Consider the following 20539-nt stretch of genomic DNA (forward strand, 5'->3'; position numbering starts at 1 on the left):
AAGTGGCTCTTCAATCACTAATTAGCCTAAATATAATGAACCTCAATAACTTGATGCTCTGTTAGCGAGGAAAAAACCATGGGTAAAAACGGATTGAAGAATGCACTACAACTATTGATAGCGACACTAGTCCTATTCTTTGGGGTGCTTCAAACAGCACATGCCGCAGATAAACGAATTGGTATTCTGGTTTACGATGGCGTACTGACCTCTGATGTTACTGCGCCTTTAGAGGTTTTTGGCGTCGCAAGTCGTCTCACTTGGTTTAGTGATTATGACGTGCTCACCATTTCCGTCTCCGATCAGAAAACCATCACCACTGAAGAAGGATTAAAAATTGGGGTGGATGCTTGGATTGGTGATCTGCCGGAACTCGACGTATTGGTTTTAACATCCAGCTATGACATGGATGCACTAATCGAAAATAAAGATCTCATTCACTTTATTAAAACTACCTCAAAGGCGGCAGATTGGATGGCAAGTAATTGCTCTGGCGCGTATTTGTTAGCCGAAGCTGGCCTTTTAAACGGCAAAAAAGCAACAACTTGGGCCGGAGGTGAAAACGGCTTTCAAAGAGATTACCCAGCAGTCAAAGTACAAGTCGACCAGAATTTTGTCATTGATGATGGCGTTATCACTTCGAACGGTAGCCTAGTTAGCTATCAAGCTGCTCTTAAGCTACTTCACCTTATGACTTCAGAGTCTAAAGCTCAGGAAGTCGCAGATGCCATCCAGTACTCACGTTTTTCCAACCAACCATTTTAAGCGTGTAAGAAAGAAATCAGAGTCACCCTTCGATATTTGGAAGGTTAACTCTTCGAATTTGTCTTCCTAATCGAACAACCCTTTTTATCACTGTAAAAGCGATAAAAAGGGTTGTCGTTCATCTGGCAGACACAACGTGCTCTCCAAACTTTTTATCTTAATGCTATGGAAAAACATAAACGTTACGAAGCACTGACGAAAGATCGATACCAAGAGATTTACCGTCTCGCGTATTGGTTATGCAAAGATCACCACCTTGCTCAAGATTTAGCGCAAGAAACCTTTCTGAAAGCGTGGCGATTCTTTGATAAATTAAATGACCCCAACGCCGCGAAGTCTTGGCTCATTACTATTTTGCGTCGTGAGAATGCTCGGCGCTTTGATAGAAAACAGTACGATTTTGTCGACATTGATGAGTGTGTAATACAGACAAAAACCTACCCTGGCAGTGACTACGACATGGCCCAAGATTGGCTTCAAAAACAAATGATGATTCTCGAACCCAAATACCGAGAGCCGTTGCTCTTGAGCTTAGTGGCTGGGTTGAATCATGATGAAATTGCCCAAGCCTTGAGGCTCAACCACAACACAGTGGCGACTCGATTATTCAGAGCGCGTAATCAGATCATCGCACAGAAGGAAAGTCATTAAGACACAAAAAGTAGTCAACCATGTAAACTAACTGGCTATGCTCCGGTCTATTTCATAAGTCGTTACACAACTCGACGCTTTAACGCTTTACATCAAGCGCGACTAGATGAACACTTCTTGTCAAAGTACAATAACAGCCGACATAGAGTAGAGTCAGTAAAACATTATGAGTAACACGACGGCGAAAAAGCCGAATCCCTTATTTGAAATCCTTTTCAACGTATTTATCCCTTCCTTCATTTTGATGAAGTTTAGTGGCGATGAGCATCTAGGGACAGCAATGGCGCTGGTTGTCGCTTTGCTATTTCCTATCATTTATGGCGGTATGGACCTTGTCCGTAACAAGAAATTTAACTTTATTTCTGCTCTGGGCTTTATCAGTGTTCTACTAACTGGTGGCATCGGCTTGTTAGAGCTTGATACACGCTGGTTAGCACTAAAAGAAGCCCTGATTCCTGGCCTGATCGGTTTAGCGGTTTTGGGTTCAACGTTTACCCGCTACCCACTGATGCAGAAGTTAGTACTGAATGACACAGTGTTGAATCTCGCGTTGATTAACCAACGTTTAAAAGAAAATGGTAAAACCGATGCGTTCGAACGTTGCCTTATGTCTTCTAACTACCTGTTTGCAAGTACTTTTGCGTTCTCATCTGCAATGAACTACTTCCTTGCGACTTGGATTGTGACTAGCCCTTCTGGTACTGCTGCCTTTAACGAAGAGTTAGGGAAAATGACGCTGTACAGTTACCCAATGATTGCCATCCCAAGTATGTTGATGATGTTCGGTATTTTTTATTACATTTGGCGTCAAGTACGTGCGATGACATCGCTCGAAACAGAGCAAATCTTCCATCTAAAATAGCCCTATCATTACAAATAAACCCATAAAAAAGGGAGGATTTTATCCTCCCTTTTCTCAACAGACTCACTGTAAATCATAGCGTCAAAATGATTTTACCTGACACTGCTGACGAGCGTCGCTCAACCATTTCAATCGCTGTTTGAAAGTCCTCTAACGACAGATCATATGCAACGTTTAACTTTATGTCGCTGCTAATAAAGTGTTCTAACATTTCAGCGAACACCGTCTTTCTCCCGCCTTTACCTACCGATTCTTCCCAATACCGCAAAAAGAATGTACTAAAGTCGATGTTGTTGGCCTTCATCGATTCAAAAAACTCAGGCGTATAAGGCGTTAACGACAATGTTCCGTAGTTGATGTATTGGCCGTTTTCTTTCAAGGTACGAATGAGATCCGTGCCAGCCTCACCGCCTATCGCATCCAAAGCGACCGTTGGTTGTGGCAGTTGGCGCGTTTGCAGCTGCGCGTGTAAGTCTTGTTTTGCGTCCAACACTGGAATCGTATCGTACGGATACTTTTCTGGCTTTGAAGTCACAGCAATCAGTGTAAAACCCAGTGAGTGAGCAAGCTGGGCGAATATCTTACCGATCGCTGACCCTGCCGCATTGATGATCACCACATCGCCTTTGTTCAACTTCGCCACTTTAGTGGTGATAACCCACGCGGTTAGCGCGTTGATGTACAATTGGCAGGCATAGCCGTTCTCCAAACTCTCAGGTAGCGGAAAAAGATTCTCAGGCGAGGCATCTATGTAGTATTGCCAAGTACCACTCATCGCCACCAACACCTTTTGCCCAACTTGAAGGCCAGTTTGACCAACTGCACTGACTTCCACCACACGCCCAACCGCTTCAAATCCCGGCACGCGAGGTGGTACGTGAACGCGGCGGTATTGCCCAACACCATGAATGGAAAGCAAGTCACTTGGGTTAATATTGGTGGCTTCCAGTCGCACCCGAACCTTGCCCTGAGCAAGCGGTTTGAGGGGCTCTTTTTCCAACGACAGCGACGTTTTGGGTTGACCAAAACAGAATTGATTCACTCGAGTATTTATCGTTGGTGCCATTGTTATTCATACCATGTAATTGAAATTCAAAAAGGAAGTTTCGCGACTTCTACTCAAAAGCATTAAGTGAAGTCGAAGCTCTGTATTTCTACCTGCGCGATGCGCCGTTCACTCTAAACTGTTGTGGCGTCATATCAAAATAGGCTTTAAATGCTTTGATGTAGGATGAGTCATTTTGATAACCCACTAGGTCTGCAATGGCTTGGATTGGCAACGATTCATCTAACAAAGAAAGCGAGTAAATTAGCCGAATTTGTTGCCGCCAAAGTAGAAATGAAGTGTTGAATTCCTTGGCGAACAGCCGTGATAAAGTACGCTCAGACGCCCCAATTTTCTCCCCCCACTCTTTTAGCGAACAGCTCAACGCTGGCTCGTCAGTCAGTCGCTCGAAAATCAGTTTTAGTCGTCTGTCTTGTGGCAGCAATAACTGAAATGTCTGCACGTTGCGTTTCAAAATTTGATCATGCAGCACCGCCAGTAAATGCAACACTTCTTCGTGGCTTGTCTCACCTTCACACAGTCTGCGGATCTCTTGTAAAAGCTCATTTAAAAACGACGTTAAAGCAATGGTTCTCACTTGTGGCTCGTACGTCGCACCAAACTCAGGGTTGAGGTAAATGCCAACAAATATCGTATTGCTTAGAGCAATCGACTCGTGTTGAACACCCGCAGGAACAAATAACGCAGAGGTGTGTGGAACCAAGTGCTGATAATGCTCCGTTTGTGTTTGCAATAACCCTTTGATAGGAAAGATGATTTGATGCCAAGTGTGTTGATGCAGCGCATCAATGTAACCTTTTGGCATGTCGATGGTTTTCACTAAAACAGGAGAATGGGGATTCGCGGCCATCATCTCATTGGAGGTGACGACGCCTGACTTCGAATCAATTTGGCGAGTTAGCATTGTTAGTTGTCTTTTCATCCCTACACCGACACAAGTTTACTAGGCTATCATGCTCCGCATCGCGAATGAAGGTAAACACTTTATCTCTCATTCAAATAATAAGGAGGTTATATGAAGAAAATCGGCGTCGTAAAAGCTGTGCTAGCAGGGAAAACCGTCCCTTATGCTCATGGAGTGCAAAGCGCAATCAACAAACAAGTGCTACCTGAGCGCCAGCACGCAACAGAGCTTGGCTTTACCAGTGATGAGCAAGGTGATCCGCGCTTTCATGGTGGCATTCAAAAAGCGCTTCATATTTACCCAAGCGAGCACTACCCAATATGGCAACAAGAATTAGGCAAAAGACCAATTTTCCAATCCGCCGGCGGCTTTGGCGAAAACATCAGCTCCGAAGGCGTCACCGAATCCACGATTTGCTTGAAAGATAAAATTCGCATCGGCTCAACACTACTGGAAGTGTCGCAAGGTCGCATGCCTTGTTGGAAACTTAACGTACGTTTTGACCAACACGACATGGCGAGAAGACTGCAAGATACGCTTCGAACAGGCTGGTATTTCCGAGTGTTGGAAGAAGGCGATATCGGTGCAGGTGACGAGATTATTCTGTGCGAAAGACCTTATCCAGAATGGCCACTGGCTCGCATCATGGGCGCGGTTTTCACTGGCTGTTTAGATAGAAAAGAACTCACTAAGCTGTCTGAGCTGCCGTTAGTCGAGTCTTGGGGCAAGTTGGTCGAGCGCCGCCTAGAAACTGGCGAAGTTGAAGATTGGGAAATGCGCTTGGTTGGCCCAACTGTGGGTTAACACCCCAAAGTAAAATTTAAGCCACGCTCTGAACCGACTATGCCGTCAGAGCGTGTTTTTTTTGGTTTACTTCGCACTCGGGGCTGGGCGTTTCGACTTACCTTGGAACTGCTTAATGCTCTTCTTAGCATTAGTTCGGCGGTTGGCTTTTTTATCGCGTGGCGCGCGTTTGCTCTCGCCAGTTGATGGCTTATCCGTTACTGGAAAACCTGCCAGATCTTGCACTGGTAATGCACGTTGAGTCAGGTGACGAATCGCGTTTAGTGCGTCCATTTCACCATGACAAACCAATGACACCGCCACACCTTGTTCGCCTGCGCGAGCGGTACGTCCTACTCGGTGAACATAGGTTTCTGCATGCATTGGCAGTTCAAAGTTGATCACTACAGGTAATTGCTCAATGTGAATGCCACGCGCTAGTAGATCGGTGGCAATCAACACCTGAATTTGCCCAGATTTAAACTGCGCCAGTGCTTCTTCTCGCTCATCTTGACTCTTATTGCCATGCAGCGCATTGGGCAGAATACCCGCTTTATTCAGCTTCTTCGCTAAGCCATCGGCGTTCTCTTTCGCACCAATAAAGACTAATGCCTGAGTCCACGCTTTTTTTTGAATCAGTTCAATCAATGCCTTGGTTTTACTGCCTTTGTTGACGAGGTACAGCGTTTCAGCAATATCTTGGTTGGTGCTGTTTTCTTGATGCGCTGCAACTTGCTTTGGTGCCTGCATAAGCAGCTTCGCTTTACCCTTCAACTCATCTGAAAACGTTGCCGAGAACATCGCGGTTTGACGCTGATTGAAGGTTTGCATCGAAATCTTTTGTACGTCAGGCCAAAAGCCCATATCCAACAGACGATCCGCTTCATCCAATACTAGATAATGAACATTGCTCAAATCCAAGCCATTATTTGCTAGGTCAACCAAACGACCAGTCGTCGCGACAAGGATATGAGGATTTGTCGCTAGCGCCTGCTGTTGTTGCTCTTTATCAACGCCGCCACACAAACACACTGCGTTGAGTTCAAGAACTTGACCAACTTGGTTAATTGCTTCACTCACTTGCATTGCCAGCTCACGAGTTGGCACAAGAATCAGCGCTTTTTGCTCTGGATTGACACTCAGCTTTTCCAACAAAGGCAAACCATAAGCAAGGGTTTTGCCGCTGCCTGTATTTGCCAAAGCCAATAGATCTTGACCAGCCAACAGCTCAGGAATGGCCAACGCTTGAATATCGGTCGGTTTCTTGAAATCTTTTGGCAGTGCGTGAATCAGCTCAGAACTCAATGAGAGAGTAGAAAATGGCATTAACGAAAACCTTGTGCTTTGGGTTGAAGAAGCAATAAAAATAATGAAGATGCGGTAAAACGCAGGCGCGGACTTTACCACAATCTGCTAGGTGAACCATCCTATTTTAGGCGCTTAAACCAAGCGTCGCCTACGCAAATCGTCAGAAAACTAAAAAGCGCAAAAAAGCCGTTAGTCTGTACTGCCACAGAGCTAACGGCTAAAAACCCTTGAAGAGAACGCTTCATCAGCCTTTCACTGCGGCTGAAAAGAAATGTGCAGTTTATTAAAGCACAGCTTTACGATTCGGTAAGAACACTTCACCCAACATGCAACGAACCGAACCACCACCAATAGATTCTATGGTAGAAACGTCGAATGGCAGCAATTTACCGTGCGTTGCCAATTGGTTTCTTTGTGCTGGTGAAAATGCATCGTACGCCGATTGCGACATCGCAATCACCTTGTCGCCGTTGATCGTTTCTAGTTGCAGAATGTTACCGCAGAACTGGTTCATCTGATCAAGCGAAATTGAGATGACTTGCTTGTCTTTGGCGAGTGACTTCATTACAAAACGACGCTCAAATTCTGGGATCACTTCGTCACAAATCACGCAAAACTGTTCGCCAACCGCCATCATCACATTGGTGTGATAAATCGGCGCACCAGACGGCAAACGAGTTTGGAAAGAAATCACTCGTTCATAGCCAATACGATCGGCGTAATCTTCTAAAACCAGACGATCACAACGTTGTGAGAGTGCGGCATAGACCGTTTTATTTAGGTGGTCAAACACCATCACACCCGTGCTTTCTAAATACGCTTGCTCGTCAAGATATTCAGTTAGACTGCTGCGTCGATGAACTTCTCGCCCTGCTTGCGCTAGTGCTGCCACAAGCGCATCGGGACGTACTTCTTTTTGACGGTTTTCACAGGCCATTGGAAAGGTGTACAACGTGCCATCTGGCGTAGTGCTAAACCAATTGTTTGGAAATACCGCGTCTGGCGTCGCAACATCTGAAGTTGGATAATCAAACTCAACAACTTGAACGCCCTCTTGACGCAGCGTTGCAACCATACTCGCGAACTCGGCCATTACTCGACGTGAGACTTCTTCTTGGCTGAGTGACACTTTATGTTGGAACTCATTATCTTGTGCGGTTTCTTCATTAAAACGAAACTCTTTCGGTGGCACCATCACTACGCAGTTTGCGGTTTGGCGCTGAGCACTTTGCGTGCTTTCTTCTTTCCCATTAGCAAATTGGGTCACTGATTCGTGTAATAGCATCCAATATATTCCTTATCACTAGAATGAGGAGATTGTAAATTTATTGTTAACTTCAGTTTTGCTGTTTTGACAATTAATTTAATTGCACAAAAGTGTTTTTTGCTGCATTAAGTTTATTTTTCCCTAAATTTTATTGTCACTTTGCAGGTTTAAGATTTTATGGCACCGTGATGAACATGATAAGAATTCATCATAAGAATCAGAACCATAGACAATCACACTCATAACCAACTAGTTACATTTAAGACACAATCGGTTAGACTATTTTTTCGCCCCTCTCGTCAATCGGTCTGCTTTATCGAGGAGCAGGCAAGAAACTCTCATACACGCGGTTTCGTCCAAAGCAGCGTGAATCGATGGATTTAGCCACCCCAAATGGCACTGTTTTAACTTTAGGATGAGTTATGTTTAAACGATTTGAAGGCTTTACAGAGCCGTTCCCCAAATCTACACCGGATCAGCCTCCTTCAGGGATGTTCGCTTTTCTGCGTTATTACACTCGTGGTTATGAAAAGCCTTTGATCATCATGTCTTTGATGGCCACAATTGTGGCTGTTGTTGAGGTAATGTTGTTTGGCGCCATGGGACAACTGGTTGATTGGTTGTCTACCAGCAATCCAGAAACGTTCTTACAAGACAATAAATCGGATTTGATTTTCTACGGAGCCTTATTGCTGGTTGTCATGCCTATATTGGTGATCTTGTACTCGTTGCTCGTTCATCAAACGTTATTGGGCAACTACCCAATGTCTATCCGCTGGCTTGCACACCGGTATTTGCTCAATCAAAGCTTGAACTTCTATCAAGATGATTTTGCAGGTCGAGTCGCAACGAAAGTCATGCAAACCTCATTAGCTGTGCGCGAAACCGTGATGAAAGCTATGGATGTGTTTGTTTACGTTACGGTTTACTTCACCAGCATGATCATTATGTTAGCGACGGCAGACTGGCGTTTGATGATCCCAATGATCGTCTGGCTACTCGCTTACATCGCTATCCAAATCTATTTTGTCCCTAAGCTCAAAGACGTCGCTTCAGCGCAGGCCGATGCACGTTCGACAATGACAGGGCGTATCGTCGACAGTTATACCAATATTCAAACCGTCAAACTGTTTTCTCATAGCCAGCGCGAAACCCAATATGCCGAGCAAGGCATGAAAGGATTTTTGAATACGGTCTATCGTCAAATGCGCCTAGTGACCGGCTTCGACGTCGCTGTAGAGATCTCAAACTATATTTTGGTATTTTCCGTTGCTGCTTTATCGATTTACCTGTGGTTGGATAGTGCCATTAGCGTTGGCGCGATTGCGATTGCTGTTAGTCTTGCATTGCGCGTAAACGGTATGTCTATGTGGATAATGTGGGAAGTTGGCGCCCTCTTTGAAAACATGGGAACCGTTGTCGATGGAATGAAAACGCTCTCTAAGCCTATTGATATTAAAGATAAACCAGGCGCAAAAGACTTGGTTGTCACTGAAGGAGGCATTCACTTTGATAACGTCAGCTTCCATTACGGTGAGAACAAAGGCGTGATTAGCCATCTCGACCTCAACATCAAACCAGGAGAGAAAGTAGGCTTGGTTGGGCGCTCCGGCGCCGGGAAATCGACTTTGGTGAACTTGTTACTTCGTTTCCACGATGTCGAAGACGGCAGCATTAAGATCGATGGACAGAACATCTCAGAAGTCACACAAGACTCTTTGCGCTCAAAGATCGGTATGGTGACCCAAGATACTTCTCTGTTACACCGTTCAATTCGAGACAATATTTTGTATGGCAATCCAGATGCGACAGAAGAAGATTTGCTGAAAGCCACTAAGCAAGCGCATGCCCATGAGTTTATCGAAACTCTGACCGACCCATTTGGTAATGTCGGATACGATGCGCAAGTTGGTGAACGTGGTGTAAAACTGTCTGGAGGCCAACGTCAGCGAATCGCAATATCTCGTGTGCTACTCAAAGACGCACCATTGCTGGTGCTGGATGAAGCCACATCGGCTCTGGATTCAGAAGTCGAAGCAGCGATTCAGGAAAGCTTGAATGAATTAATGCAAGGGAAAACGGTTATTGCTATCGCTCACCGATTATCGACCATCGCACAAATGGATCGCCTCATCGTGCTAGATAAAGGCAGCATCGTTGAACAAGGTTCTCATCAAGAACTCATTGCGAATAACGGCATTTACGCCCAGCTTTGGGCGCATCAAACTGGCGGATTTATCGCTGAAGAACTAGACAATCAACACGCTTCTTAACGAGTGATAAGCTCAATAAAAACGGCGCTTTAAGCGCCGTTTTTTATTTTAATCCATGGCTAGACGCTCATATAGCCATTGTGGTTTCTCATATATGAAACACTCTCCATGATAAAGCTCACACTTTTTCTGCTAATATACCGCCTCGTTGCGTATCCATTGCAATGAACACAATACAGAGTATTGAGCCGTCTTCATTTGTCATTTCACTTTTTGAGAAACAGCTATACTCAATAGATGGCTTAGTTATTATATTAACAATAAGGTAATTAGCTTATGTGTAAATGTGGTTCAATGCAGATCGTACAACTCAAACCAAGTTGGGCTGACAAGCTATTTGGCTACTCAGAAAGATGGAAATGCCAACTTTGTTGTAAGATCTACCGCATCTAAAATTAAAAATAGAATCTTAGTTTTTCTAAGAAAAAGCAGTGGCCCGACAATGATTGTCGGGTTTTGTTTTTCTGAACATTCATTTTTTGTCCCTTCTCTACAAGACTACTCATCACGGCAAAACCTAGCATCTTAATGTGACTTAGGTATAGAATCAGGCCCACTTATTCTTTCCGATATTCATATATAACTGGTCACTATGAACAAAAGTTTGCTAACGAATGTCCTCGCTATCGCTTTGATAGCTGGAGGTCATCAATTACAAAACGACTATCTTTGGTATGCAGGGCTGTTTGCGTTCTCAGGCGCCATCACCAACTGGCTTGCCATCCATATGCTGTTTGAGAAAGTGCCTGGATTATACGGTTCTGGCGTGATCCCCGCACGATTTGAAGAGTTTAAACTGGCTATCAAAAACCTGATGATGGAACAGTTTTTTACTGAAGCGAACATTGACCGATTCTTGAATAAAGAAATGGCGGGCGGTGTGAACATCGATCTTCAACCAGTAATTGAGAAAGTAGATTTAAATCCAGCATTTGATTCCCTAGTGGAAGTAATTGAAGGCTCTCAGTTTGGTGGCATGCTAGCGATGTTTGGCGGCTCGGAAGCGCTACAACCCATGCGCCAACCTTTCGTCGAAAAGATGCAAGAATCCATCATTGAGTTGAGCAAGAGCGATAACATCAAAGAAGCACTGAAAGAGCAATTCGAATCTCCTGCAATGATGGATGAGATAAAGCAGAACATTGAAGGTATCATCGATCAACGTTTAAGCGAATTAACACCGGCATTAGTTAAAGAAATGGTGCAAAAGATGATTAAACAGCACCTTGGCTGGCTAGTCGTTTGGGGCGGTGTTTTTGGTGGTTTAATTGGCGTCATCAGTACCTTTATCGGGGCATAATCGCTCACCGATTTATTAAAAAAGGAGCTTCGGCTCCTTTTTTAATCGAGAAAAAGTAATATACCAAGCCACGCTAAATAAGGAGGCTCAACACATGCCTCGCCTAACCAAGGAGCTCGGGATTAACACCAAATCCCGTTTTATGTTCTTCTATGACCACTTCACTACGAGTTTGAATCACGCCCGGAAGCGTGCCTAACTTACTCGACATAAACTCCTGATACGCTTTCATGCTCTTAACACGAACTTTTATCATGGTATCGAAATCTCCAGAGAGCGAGTAGCACTCTTCAATTTCAGGCATCAATTCCACCGCTTTCGCAAACTTTTCAAAAATAGAAAAACTGGTTTGGTCTAAACGAATATGGATGAATACTTGCACATCCAGCCCCAACTTTTCCGCATTCAACTCTGCATGGTAACCATTGATATACCCTTCTTTTTCTAGTCGCTTTACACGATCAGAACATGGAGAAGTCGTTAAGTTAATCAGCTTTGCTAGTTCTACAACTGGAATTCTGCCTCTCGAATGAAGCACTCTCAAAATATGTAAATCAATCCGGTCCAATTGATAACTCATTAACCCACTTCCTTGTAACCACTTAGAAAGCATCACATTAATCGTTGCTCAAAAAATTGCAAACCATCAAATGCACAGCATGTGAAATTCAGCAGAGAATAACCAGAAAACAACGAAGGAGGGAAAGAGCTATGATTATTGCCGCTCACTTAGTAACCGTGATATGAAGAGAAAAAGCAACCTAGCGGCTCCCGCGGAGTCGCAAATTTGAAAGCGCATGACACGCCTGTATAGATATGTCGTTCGGGCAACACTGCCCTATTTAGCCATTAATCATGGCTATCACTCAGAATTAGAGTGCGGCCGATGTATGCCGTGTAGGATGTGGAACAACCTCTCCAATTGCACGATGATTACAACAACGGCAGTAGTATTGAGGCTCCATCTCGTAATAATGTTCACCTGATACAAATTTCGCCATCAGCTGTGTAAAACTCACCATTTTGCCTGTTAACGAGTCAACAGACTGAGGCTCGCAACGCTTCATAATCACTTTATGTTGCGTTGATTTTCTACAAGCTGCGCAATATATATCCGGCATTTCTCTTCTCCCTACTTTTTCGTCCTACTGACAATTGACATATTTTGTTCAAAATAATTCCACAATTAAAAAGCTCCTTTAATTTTTTGTGCCCTATCTTCAAAAAATTGAACGAAAGTATCAAAAAACTGAGACATTGGTCAGACCTCAACTTTTGTACCATCAATATGAGCAAACGTGCTTATGTGTGTAATAATACGACACATTACACATAAGCAATTGTTCGGGCTTATTATTTAGTAAGGCGCATGACAACTTTACAGCTGGCTAGATCGAGCTTTCGAGACGCCTTGTTATCTTGATTTACCCCGCAAACCAGTTGCTCGCAGCTATAGCCGTCTCATCAAGGAAGAAATGCATGACGATACAACCGATTCTCACTACCGAAAGACTCGTCCTCCGGCCATTCAATATCGATGACTGCCAACAAGTGTCTTTACTCGCTGGAGATAAGCGAATTGCCGACATGACAGCAAACATCCCTCATCCTTATGAGCGACCGATGGCGCAAGCATGGATAGATAGGCACGATCCGATGTATCAGCAGCATCAAGGCGTGGCGTACGCTATTACCTTGCGAAACACTGGGGAGTTACTTGGTGCAGTGAGTTTACCGCGTATCGAAGAGGGCTACGGTACATTAGGCTACTGGGTTGGCGTGCCACATTGGGGGAAAGGCTATGCATTCGAGGCCTCCAAAGCCTTACTCGAATTTGCTCGAATGCACTTTGAGTTAAACGGAATAACCGTGATGCATTTGGTGGACAATCAGCGTTCTAAATCGGTGATCCAAAAACTAAATATCCCTTACATCGGTGACAAAACATTGCGCATGCAAGGCAAAGAACGAAAGGTTTGTGTCTACCAACTCACGTTCGTCGCTTCTGAATAAAGTCGAGGGATATGTCGGATGATCATCCATGAAACTTCACAAAATCTGCCCAAGAACAACCCTTTCTTGCTAGGAACTGTATTGTTGTCGCTGTTCTATTTTTCCTACCTAGCAGACAAGATCGTCGAGTTTGGACTCGTAGCACTCACAATAATAGGATTGAAACTGCTCTCAACGTACTTCACGCGCCGCGCGTTCAATCCTAAAACGCTAGATGTCGATGCAAGCACCAACACCTTGAAGTACCGCCAGGGCTCAACGGTTTACTTCCGTCTACCTCTTGATGACATTGTCAAAGTCCAAATACAGAAAGAGTTCCTCTCTAGCAAAAGTTTGATGCTCTACACAGTCAACGACGCTTACCAAGTGCCGAATTCAGACAATTTCGATTCTCTACAGTTAAAGGATTTAATGAAACTACTTGAAGAGAGAATTGATGATCAATCTCGCTAAAACGAAAAGAGAAGACATTCTAGAATGTTGCCAATTTGGTCTCTAAATAGAAAGACAAAAAAGCCAGCAATAACGCTGGCTTTTCTCTGTATTAGTCTTGTGCGACTTTCACGCGAATTTTGCTTTTTTCTACGTTCGTCAAATTCAGTGCTTCAAGAGCAGAAATGGCTTCTGCTTCGTCCGGCATGATGACAAAACCGAAGCCTTTCGACAAACCCGTGTCTTGATCAAGCACTAGCGAACACAGTTCTACTTTGCCGTACGCTGAGAATAATTTGCGGATATCTTGCTCGGTCATGTGACGAGCCAAGTTTCTTACTAAAAGTTTCATAATGAACCTAGTTGGTTTGATAACGGTTCGATTCTCTCAGTTTCTCTCTGGCAAACCAAGTGAATAATATGACGGCGTTGACTAGATCATTCTAAGTACATCTGTTTAAATGATTTTCCGTTCATTTTTCACCCATAGGAGAGTCGGCATGGAAACGAAACGTCTCAAACTCATCCCTGCTTGTTTAGAACGAGCCGAAGAGGCGCATCAAGCTGTCGTTCGCAGCCAAAAGACTCTCGAAGTCTATCTGCCGTGGGTGCCTCATGTGCTGACATTAGAAGCGATGATAGAAGGGACAGAGAAAGCCATCGCAAACTTTGAAAACTTCGAAGAAGAGCTGCGTTACTACATCATTGAAAAGGAAAGCGATCGCTTACTGGGTGCGGTCGGCTTGATGATTCGAGATCCCGACGTACCATCCTTTGAGATAGGTTATTGGTTAGATAATGCTGCCGTTGGCAATGGTTATGTTGCCGAGGCTGTGCTCGAAGTTGAGCGCTATGCGTTTGATGACTTGGGCGCCAAGAGAATCGCAATTCATGCTGATAGCACCAACCAAAAGAGCCGGGCTGTAGCCGAGCGCTGTGGTTATGAGTTCGAAGGAGAGCTCAGAAACGAACGTCTGACTACATCGGGAGAGCTGAGTAACACCGTTATTTACGCCAAAATTCGTCGCGACTAACACTCCAATCTAACCGAGCAATGCTAAGCTTTGATCTCAAGCTACCACCATTAACGTTAATTAAGTTTCAGATAAAACAAAGCCCGCTAAAATAGCGAGCTTTGTGTTCATATACGGGAAGTTACTAGTCTAGTTCAACCAGTTTTTTCTCGAACGACTGGTGTTGGTCTAACACGTCTTGCGCAGCACCACCCGTTGCTTTACTTACCACAATGATGGCAAGCGTAGAGAAGATGATGCCCGGTACGATTTCGTACACATCAAACCAACCGCCTGTTAGCTGCTTCCAAACTACGATAGTGATACCACCAACAAGAATACCTGCTAACGCGCCATTACGGTTCATACCGCTCCAGTAAAGGCTAAGTACAACCGCAGGACCAAATGCCGCACCAAAACCAGCCCAAGCGTAAGATACAAGACCAAGTACTGAGCTATCAGGCGTCATCGCTAGGAATAGCGCAACAAGCGAAATAACGATAACACCGATACGACCAATCATTACGATTTCTTCAGAAGACGCTTCTGGCTTGAATACTTGCTTGTAGAAATCTTCTGCAAGCGCTGAAGATGAAACAAGGAGCTGTGAGTCAGCGGTACTCATTACCGCCGCTAGGATTGCTGCTAACAACATACCCGCAACGACAGGGTGGAATACTGCGTTAACCAATAGCATGAAGATCTTCTCGCCGTCTTCTAGTTGAGTACCCGGATGACCCGTAACCCAAACCAGACCAACAAGACCAACAAGCATTGCACCAACCATAGATAGTGCCGTCCAAATCACTGCGATACGACGTGCAGTCGTTAGATCTTTGTTTGAACGAGACGCTTTAAAACGCGCTAGGATGTGTGGCTGACCAAAGTAACCAAGGCCCCACGCCGCTAGAGAGATAATGGCAATCGCAGACAATGGTTCGCCTTTCGCGTCACTCCATAGCGTTGCAAGTTCTGGGTTGATGTCATGTAGATCAGAACTTAGCTGACCTAAACCACCGTCCATTACCGCTATAGGAACAATCATTAGCGCAGCCGCCATTAGCAGACCTTGCACTAAGTCAGTCCAAGATACCGCTAGGAAACCACCGAATAGTGTGTAAGAAACGACACACACCGTACCGATGATAACAGCGTAGGTGTAATCTAGACCGAATACCGTCTCAAACAGTTTGCCCCCTGCGACCAAACCTGAGCTGGTGTAGAAAAGGAAAAATAGAAGAATGAAAAACGCAGAGATTGTCTGAATCAGTTTCGACTTATCGTTGAAGCGACGTGACAGGAACTCTGGCAACGTTAGCGCGTCAGTTTGGATACTGTAGGTACGGAGGCGTTTTGCACTGATGAGCCAGTTTGCCCATGTACCAAGAAGTAGACCGCCGGCTAACCAGAAGGCCTCGATACCCGCAGCGTACGCATAGCCAGGCAAGCCTAGCAGCAACCAACCACTCATGTCTGAAGCACCTGCAGATAATGCAGCAGGCCACGGACCTAGGCTACGGCCACCTAGGAAGTAGTCAGATGAATTGGAAGTCCTCTTATACGCGTAAACGCCAATAGCAACCATAATCAGTAAATACGCCACAAAAGTGGACGTGATAGCAAAGCTATTTTCTATCATTAGATAGTCCTCGTTATAATTATTTCCTTCCTTGCCTGCCCTGATATTTTACCGTCTCAGCAATACATCAGAGTATAAAAAACCAATCTGGACCGGCTCTCAGTCCAGTTACTCCAGATTGGCATTACAAGTCAGGTTAGTGAGTTTCGTTCCCCAACTCGAGTAGAGTTGCGTTACCACCCACCGCGGTAATATTTATCGTTCGAGTGCGCTCAGTAATGAAGCGCAACGAGAGATGAGGATCATGAGCCAATTTCGGTGACTCTAAATCCGTTTCAGAAACTAAGCCGACGATTGCACCGTCACGCTTAGCTAGTTGAAGATTGAGCGCATGCTCAATCTGTGAACGCCCAACATAACCCACACTACGTACATCGCTCTCAAGCAACGGGGCAGACGCATCGTACGCAACAACCTGGACTAAGTTAGATGGGAAGTTTGCCAACGCTACAGCTTGCTTAACCAGTTGGTTTAGCTCTGCATTGTCACTGCAAACGACCACACTGTTGCCTGCAATTAAGGCACAGGTGATCATCGCAAAAGCACTGTATAACGCATTATCAGCAGGCTCGATGTTGTTTTCACAAATCACCAAAGCCACACCGCGTCCTGCGGCATACAGTTCGTTAGTTTCCCCTGTAGGGCCAACTAACTGGTGAGTTTCTGCAAGAAGAGTTGATGCTTGTTGCAAGTGGTAAGAAACCACTTTGGCAACGGTAGACTGCTGCCCTTCTAGTGCAGATTTAAATGCCAGAACATGCTCGCATTTGTAATCAAAATCAGTCAGATTCCACTGCTCCCACGCAGAGAATGCATCTTTAAAATAGGTGATCTGATGAACCATTATGCGACTCCTTATGCGTTTTCTGCTTGAGCAAGAAGATGTTGAGTAAAGCGGAAGAGGTAGTGTGGACCACCAGCTTTCGGGCCAGTACCCGACAAGCCTTGACCACCAAACGGCTGTACACCAACCACAGCGCCAACTTGGTCTCGGTTGATGTAGCAGTTACCTACTCGAGCATGTTTCTCAATCCAACGGTACGTGGTTTCGTTACGGCTATGGATACCCATCGTCAAGCCAAAACCCGTTTTGTTGATCTGCGCAACCACGTTCGGTAATTCAGACGCTTTAAAGCGAACAATGTGTAAGATTGGACCAAATTGTTCTTCTTTCAGCACATCGATGCCCGAGATTTCAAACGCACTTGGTGAGACAAAGTCACCATGCTGGCACGATTCATCCAGCTGTAGCTGAGCGACTTTAGTCTGTGTTTTGCTCATTTGCTCAAGGTGAGCGAGGAGTTTTTGTTTAGCATTGCTGTCGATAACCGGACCAACATCTGTTTTGTGTAGGTAAGGTAAACCAACATGCAGTTCATTCATCGCACCCTGAATCAGGTTGATCATACGGTCTGCTACATCTTCTTGTACAAATAGAACACGAAGGGCAGAACAACGCTGACCAGCAGATGCAAACGCCGAACGAATCACATCACGCACCACCTGCTCTGGCAATGCAGTACTGTCCACAATCATTGCGTTTTGACCACCTGTTTCCGCAATAAACGGAACCGGTTTCGCGCTGCGCTCCGCGAGCGTGACGTTAATGCGTTGCGCCGTTGCCGTTGAGCCAGTGAATGCCACACCAGCAATAGCATCATGAGAAGTCAGTGCATGACCAATCTCAGCGCCGCGACCAGTAAGTAACTGAATCACACCTGCAGGGAAGCCAGCATCAAGCATTAGTTCAATAGCGCGAGCGGCAATTAAGCTTGTTTGCTCAGCAGGTTTTGCAACCACAGTGTTACCTGCAATCAGTGCTGCCGTTACCTGACCAAGGAAGATAGCCAACGGGAAGTTCCAAGGGCTGATACACACAAACACACCAAGACCTTCACGGCTAGAAATGCGTTTCACACCGTCAAAACCTTCTAGCTCAAATGGCTGTAGGTTTTGCGCTTGTTTCGCGTAATAACGACAGAAATCCACTGCTTCACGAACTTCATCAATACTATCGTGAATCGTCTTGCCCGCTTCTTTGTGACAAATCGCCACCAGCTCAGCCAGATTTTCTTCCATTAAGCCAGCAAGCTTTTCTAAACAAGCCGCTTTTTGCTCTACAGGAACACCTTTCCAATCAGAGAAAGCAGTTTGCGCCGCATCAATTGCAGCGGAAACATGATCAAGTGTTGCAAATGCCACTTTGCCGACTTCAATTCGGCGATCGTATGGTGCGGTGATGATCTCAGCCGCATTTTCCTTGATCATGCTTTCGGCAAAGCGTTCACCATTGATCATCGGGCCTGCAACCCACTGGTTGTCCATGAAGCTTTCGACCTGAGCTTCAAATGGCTTCGCTTCACTGTCGATGTCAATGTTGACGCCATATGAGTTCTTACGCTCAGGGAAAATATCGGCAGGCAATGGAATTTTGTCGTTGTGTAGCGTGTCAAAACCCGTCAACACATCCACAGGGTGATGGGTCAACTCATAAATCGGACAACGCGCATCAACTAGACGGTGTACAAACGAGCTGTTCGCACCATTTTCAAGCAGACGACGAACCAAGTACGGAAGAAGATCAGCATGGCTACCGACAGGAGCATAAATACGTACTGGCTGACCGTACATTTTCATAACATGGTTATACAGTGAATCACCCATACCATGCAGGCGCTGGAACTCGTATTCTTTGTGCTCCGCCATGACAGCAATTGCCGTAACTGTGTGAGCATTGTGGCTTGCAAATTGTGGGTAGATATTACCGCGAACACCTTCGCTAAGTAGGAAACGAGCACAAGCTAGGTATGCAACGTCCGTCGCTTCTTTGCGAGTGTATACTGGGTAGTTTGCATAACCCGCTTGTTGAGACCACTTGATTTCGCTGTCCCAGTACGCGCCTTTAACCAAACGCAGAGGAATAACGTCACCTTGCTCTTTTGCGAGTGCATTTAGCCACACCAAGACTGGTAGCGCACGTTTTGAGTAGGCTTGAATAACCAAACCAAACTTGCCCCAACCTTTCACAAGATCGCTACGGTACACTTTCTCAAATAGCTTCAGAGAAAGCTCAAGGCGATCCGCTTCTTCTGCATCGATTGTGATTGCAACGTCGACTTCAATAGCACGTTTTAGTAGTTGCATTAGTGAGTCATACAACTCTGTCATTACACGTTCTTCATTTGCGACTTCGTAGCGCGGATGTAATGCAGAAAGCTTGATGGAAATCGAAGGCGCAGGGCTGGTGTCGTTACCGTAAGTCTCGCGACCCACCGCTTCGATCGCCATTAGGTAATCTTTGAAGTACTTGTTCGCGTCCGCTGTCGTTAACGCCGCCTCACCCAACATATCAAACGAGTAGGTGAAACCTTTGTCGCGCATTGGGCGACCGTTCTTTTGCGCTTCTTCGATCGTACGACCACGAACAAACTGGTGACCCATGATCTTCATTGCCTGATACATGGCTTTACGAATCACGGGCTCAGAGAATTTATTTACCAGACGGTTTACAGCCTGACCTGGGCTCTGGGTGCCTTGCTCACCAAGACCAACCACTTTACCTGTTAGCATGAGGCCCCATGTTGATGCGTTAACAAACACAGAGTCAGAGTTCTTCAGGTGAGATTTCCAGTCTGCGACACTCAACTTATCTTTAATCAAAGAATCTGCTGTCGCGGCATCTGGGATGCGCATTAATGCTTCTGCAAGACACATCAGCAAGATACCTTCTTGAGTATCTAAGCTGTATTCCAGCAATAAAGCATCAATCATCTGGATTGACTTCTTATCGGCACGAATGGCTTCGATAAGGTGGGTCGTTTGGGTAGTGATCGCCGATTTTTCATCCTCTGTCGGCGTCGCTAGTGGCAATAGTTGCTCTAGCCATTGAGACTCGTCCACCATATATAATGGCGAGATCAGTGACCACAACTTATCAAGCGGCTGCCCGATAAATTCCGGTGTCAACACGTTCGTAGCTGTAAACATGTGTGTTCCTCAATCTCACTCCTCGAAAACCGCTTCGAGGATTATCAATGGCTGGCAGTGTATTTTGAGGCCGATAAGAATACTTGTCAAAAACTACGACATTTTTGCCAAAAACTCGCTTTTATAACAAAACATCCACATAGTCACATTCAAATAGGTAATATTTTGTGTTGTAAATTTTAATTTTTTCATTGCATTCACAACAAAATATCAAGAATATCAATAAGATTTTTGTGAAGAGCTCGTTCTAAGAGAAAATGTAGGATCAAGTGGCAT

General features: G+C 45.1%; 19 protein-coding genes. 9 read left to right on the top strand and 10 right to left on the bottom strand.

The window, feature by feature from the left end; genetic code table 11:
* Nucleotides 1-78: 78 nt before the first annotated feature.
* The 3 genes from UQW94_RS05335 (at nt 79) to UQW94_RS05345 (ending at nt 2278) form a co-directional block, all read left to right on the top strand.
* Nucleotides 79-765, top strand: coding sequence for a DJ-1/PfpI family protein (locus tag UQW94_RS05335; RefSeq protein WP_005374612.1), 687 nt, complete (start codon nt 79-81; stop codon nt 763-765).
* A gap of 120 nt (nt 766-885) precedes the next feature.
* Nucleotides 886-1416 (top strand): sigma-70 family RNA polymerase sigma factor, encoded by a 531-nt coding sequence (locus UQW94_RS05340; RefSeq protein ID WP_322142184.1) that lies wholly within the window; start codon nt 886-888, stop codon nt 1414-1416.
* 166 nt (nt 1417-1582) lie between these two features.
* On the top strand, nt 1583-2278 hold the full coding sequence (locus tag UQW94_RS05345; protein WP_005383527.1) for a VC0807 family protein: 696 nt from the start codon (nt 1583-1585) through the stop codon (nt 2276-2278).
* Nucleotides 2279-2351: 73 nt separating this feature from the next.
* Here UQW94_RS05345 and UQW94_RS05350 read toward each other — a convergent pair whose 3' ends face one another.
* The gene (locus UQW94_RS05350; RefSeq protein ID WP_154204091.1) at nt 2352-3344 is read right to left on the bottom strand and encodes a zinc-dependent alcohol dehydrogenase family protein; all 993 of its coding nucleotides are present in this window, start codon (nt 3342-3344) and stop codon (nt 2352-2354) included.
* Nucleotides 3345-3432: 88 nt separating this feature from the next.
* Nucleotides 3433-4248 (bottom strand): AraC family transcriptional regulator, encoded by an 816-nt coding sequence (locus UQW94_RS05355; RefSeq protein WP_025768697.1) that lies wholly within the window; start codon nt 4246-4248, stop codon nt 3433-3435.
* 111 nt (nt 4249-4359) lie between these two features.
* Between UQW94_RS05355 and UQW94_RS05360 the strand changes: the two genes are divergently transcribed.
* Nucleotides 4360-5052: an MOSC domain-containing protein gene (locus UQW94_RS05360; protein WP_005383543.1), complete on the top strand. Its 693-nt coding sequence runs from the start codon at nt 4360-4362 to the stop codon at nt 5050-5052.
* A gap of 66 nt (nt 5053-5118) precedes the next feature.
* Here UQW94_RS05360 and UQW94_RS05365 read toward each other — a convergent pair whose 3' ends face one another.
* Complete coding sequence (locus UQW94_RS05365; protein WP_256913718.1) at nt 5119-6357, bottom strand: DEAD/DEAH box helicase; 1239 nt, start codon at nt 6355-6357, stop codon at nt 5119-5121.
* 265 nt (nt 6358-6622) lie between these two features.
* Nucleotides 6623-7624: an arginine deiminase-related protein gene (locus tag UQW94_RS05370; protein WP_005374598.1), complete on the bottom strand. Its 1002-nt coding sequence runs from the start codon at nt 7622-7624 to the stop codon at nt 6623-6625.
* Between the two features lie 404 nt (nt 7625-8028).
* On the opposite strand from UQW94_RS05370, the gene UQW94_RS05375 reads away from it, so the two are divergent.
* Together UQW94_RS05375 and UQW94_RS05380 are read left to right on the top strand one after the other, a co-directional pair.
* Nucleotides 8029-9879, top strand: a complete 1851-nt coding sequence (locus UQW94_RS05375) for an ABC transporter ATP-binding protein (RefSeq protein WP_005374597.1) — start codon at nt 8029-8031, stop codon at nt 9877-9879.
* Nucleotides 9880-10471: 592 nt separating this feature from the next.
* Entirely contained in the window at nt 10472-11179 is a 708-nt protein-coding gene (locus UQW94_RS05380) for a DUF445 domain-containing protein (RefSeq protein WP_322142068.1), read from the top strand.
* Nucleotides 11180-11282: 103 nt separating this feature from the next.
* On the opposite strand, the gene UQW94_RS05385 is transcribed toward UQW94_RS05380, so the two are convergent.
* Nucleotides 11283-11759, bottom strand: a complete 477-nt coding sequence (locus UQW94_RS05385) for an Lrp/AsnC family transcriptional regulator (RefSeq protein WP_005374595.1) — start codon at nt 11757-11759, stop codon at nt 11283-11285.
* A 292-nt stretch (nt 11760-12051) separates the two neighbouring features.
* On the bottom strand, nt 12052-12300 hold the full coding sequence (locus tag UQW94_RS05390; protein WP_005374593.1) for a hypothetical protein: 249 nt from the start codon (nt 12298-12300) through the stop codon (nt 12052-12054).
* A 358-nt stretch (nt 12301-12658) separates the two neighbouring features.
* Between UQW94_RS05390 and UQW94_RS05395 the strand changes: the two genes are divergently transcribed.
* Together UQW94_RS05395 and UQW94_RS05400 are read left to right on the top strand one after the other, a co-directional pair.
* Nucleotides 12659-13192 (top strand): GNAT family N-acetyltransferase, encoded by a 534-nt coding sequence (locus UQW94_RS05395; RefSeq protein ID WP_053350137.1) that lies wholly within the window; start codon nt 12659-12661, stop codon nt 13190-13192.
* Nucleotides 13193-13210: 18 nt separating this feature from the next.
* A complete protein-coding gene (locus tag UQW94_RS05400; protein ID WP_222712163.1) occupies nt 13211-13645 on the top strand; it encodes a hypothetical protein in 435 nt (144 codons plus the stop codon).
* Nucleotides 13646-13736: 91 nt separating this feature from the next.
* Here the strand turns inward: UQW94_RS05400 and UQW94_RS05405 are convergent, their stop codons facing one another.
* Nucleotides 13737-13976 carry an RNA recognition motif domain-containing protein gene (locus UQW94_RS05405; protein WP_005374587.1) on the bottom strand — a complete coding sequence of 80 codons (240 nt, stop codon included), beginning with the start codon at nt 13974-13976 and terminating at the stop codon, nt 13737-13739.
* A gap of 148 nt (nt 13977-14124) precedes the next feature.
* On the opposite strand from UQW94_RS05405, the gene UQW94_RS05410 reads away from it, so the two are divergent.
* A complete protein-coding gene (locus UQW94_RS05410; protein WP_017820066.1) occupies nt 14125-14658 on the top strand; it encodes a GNAT family N-acetyltransferase in 534 nt (177 codons plus the stop codon).
* A 124-nt stretch (nt 14659-14782) separates the two neighbouring features.
* Here the strand turns inward: UQW94_RS05410 and putP are convergent, their stop codons facing one another.
* The 3 genes from putP to putA form a co-directional block, all read right to left on the bottom strand.
* The gene (gene putP / locus UQW94_RS05415; protein WP_213873680.1) at nt 14783-16276 is read right to left on the bottom strand and encodes a sodium/proline symporter PutP; all 1494 of its coding nucleotides are present in this window, start codon (nt 16274-16276) and stop codon (nt 14783-14785) included.
* A gap of 136 nt (nt 16277-16412) precedes the next feature.
* Entirely contained in the window at nt 16413-17120 is a 708-nt protein-coding gene (locus UQW94_RS05420) for a 1-pyrroline-5-carboxylate dehydrogenase (RefSeq protein ID WP_005374581.1), read from the bottom strand.
* A gap of 11 nt (nt 17121-17131) precedes the next feature.
* Complete coding sequence (gene putA, locus UQW94_RS05425) at nt 17132-20263, bottom strand: bifunctional proline dehydrogenase/L-glutamate gamma-semialdehyde dehydrogenase PutA (protein WP_222712164.1); 3132 nt, start codon at nt 20261-20263, stop codon at nt 17132-17134.
* Nucleotides 20264-20539 lie beyond the last annotated feature (276 nt).

It is taken from the genome of Vibrio sp. PBL-C16, assembly GCF_034321865.1.
GTDB lineage: Bacteria > Pseudomonadota > Gammaproteobacteria > Enterobacterales > Vibrionaceae > Vibrio > Vibrio alginolyticus.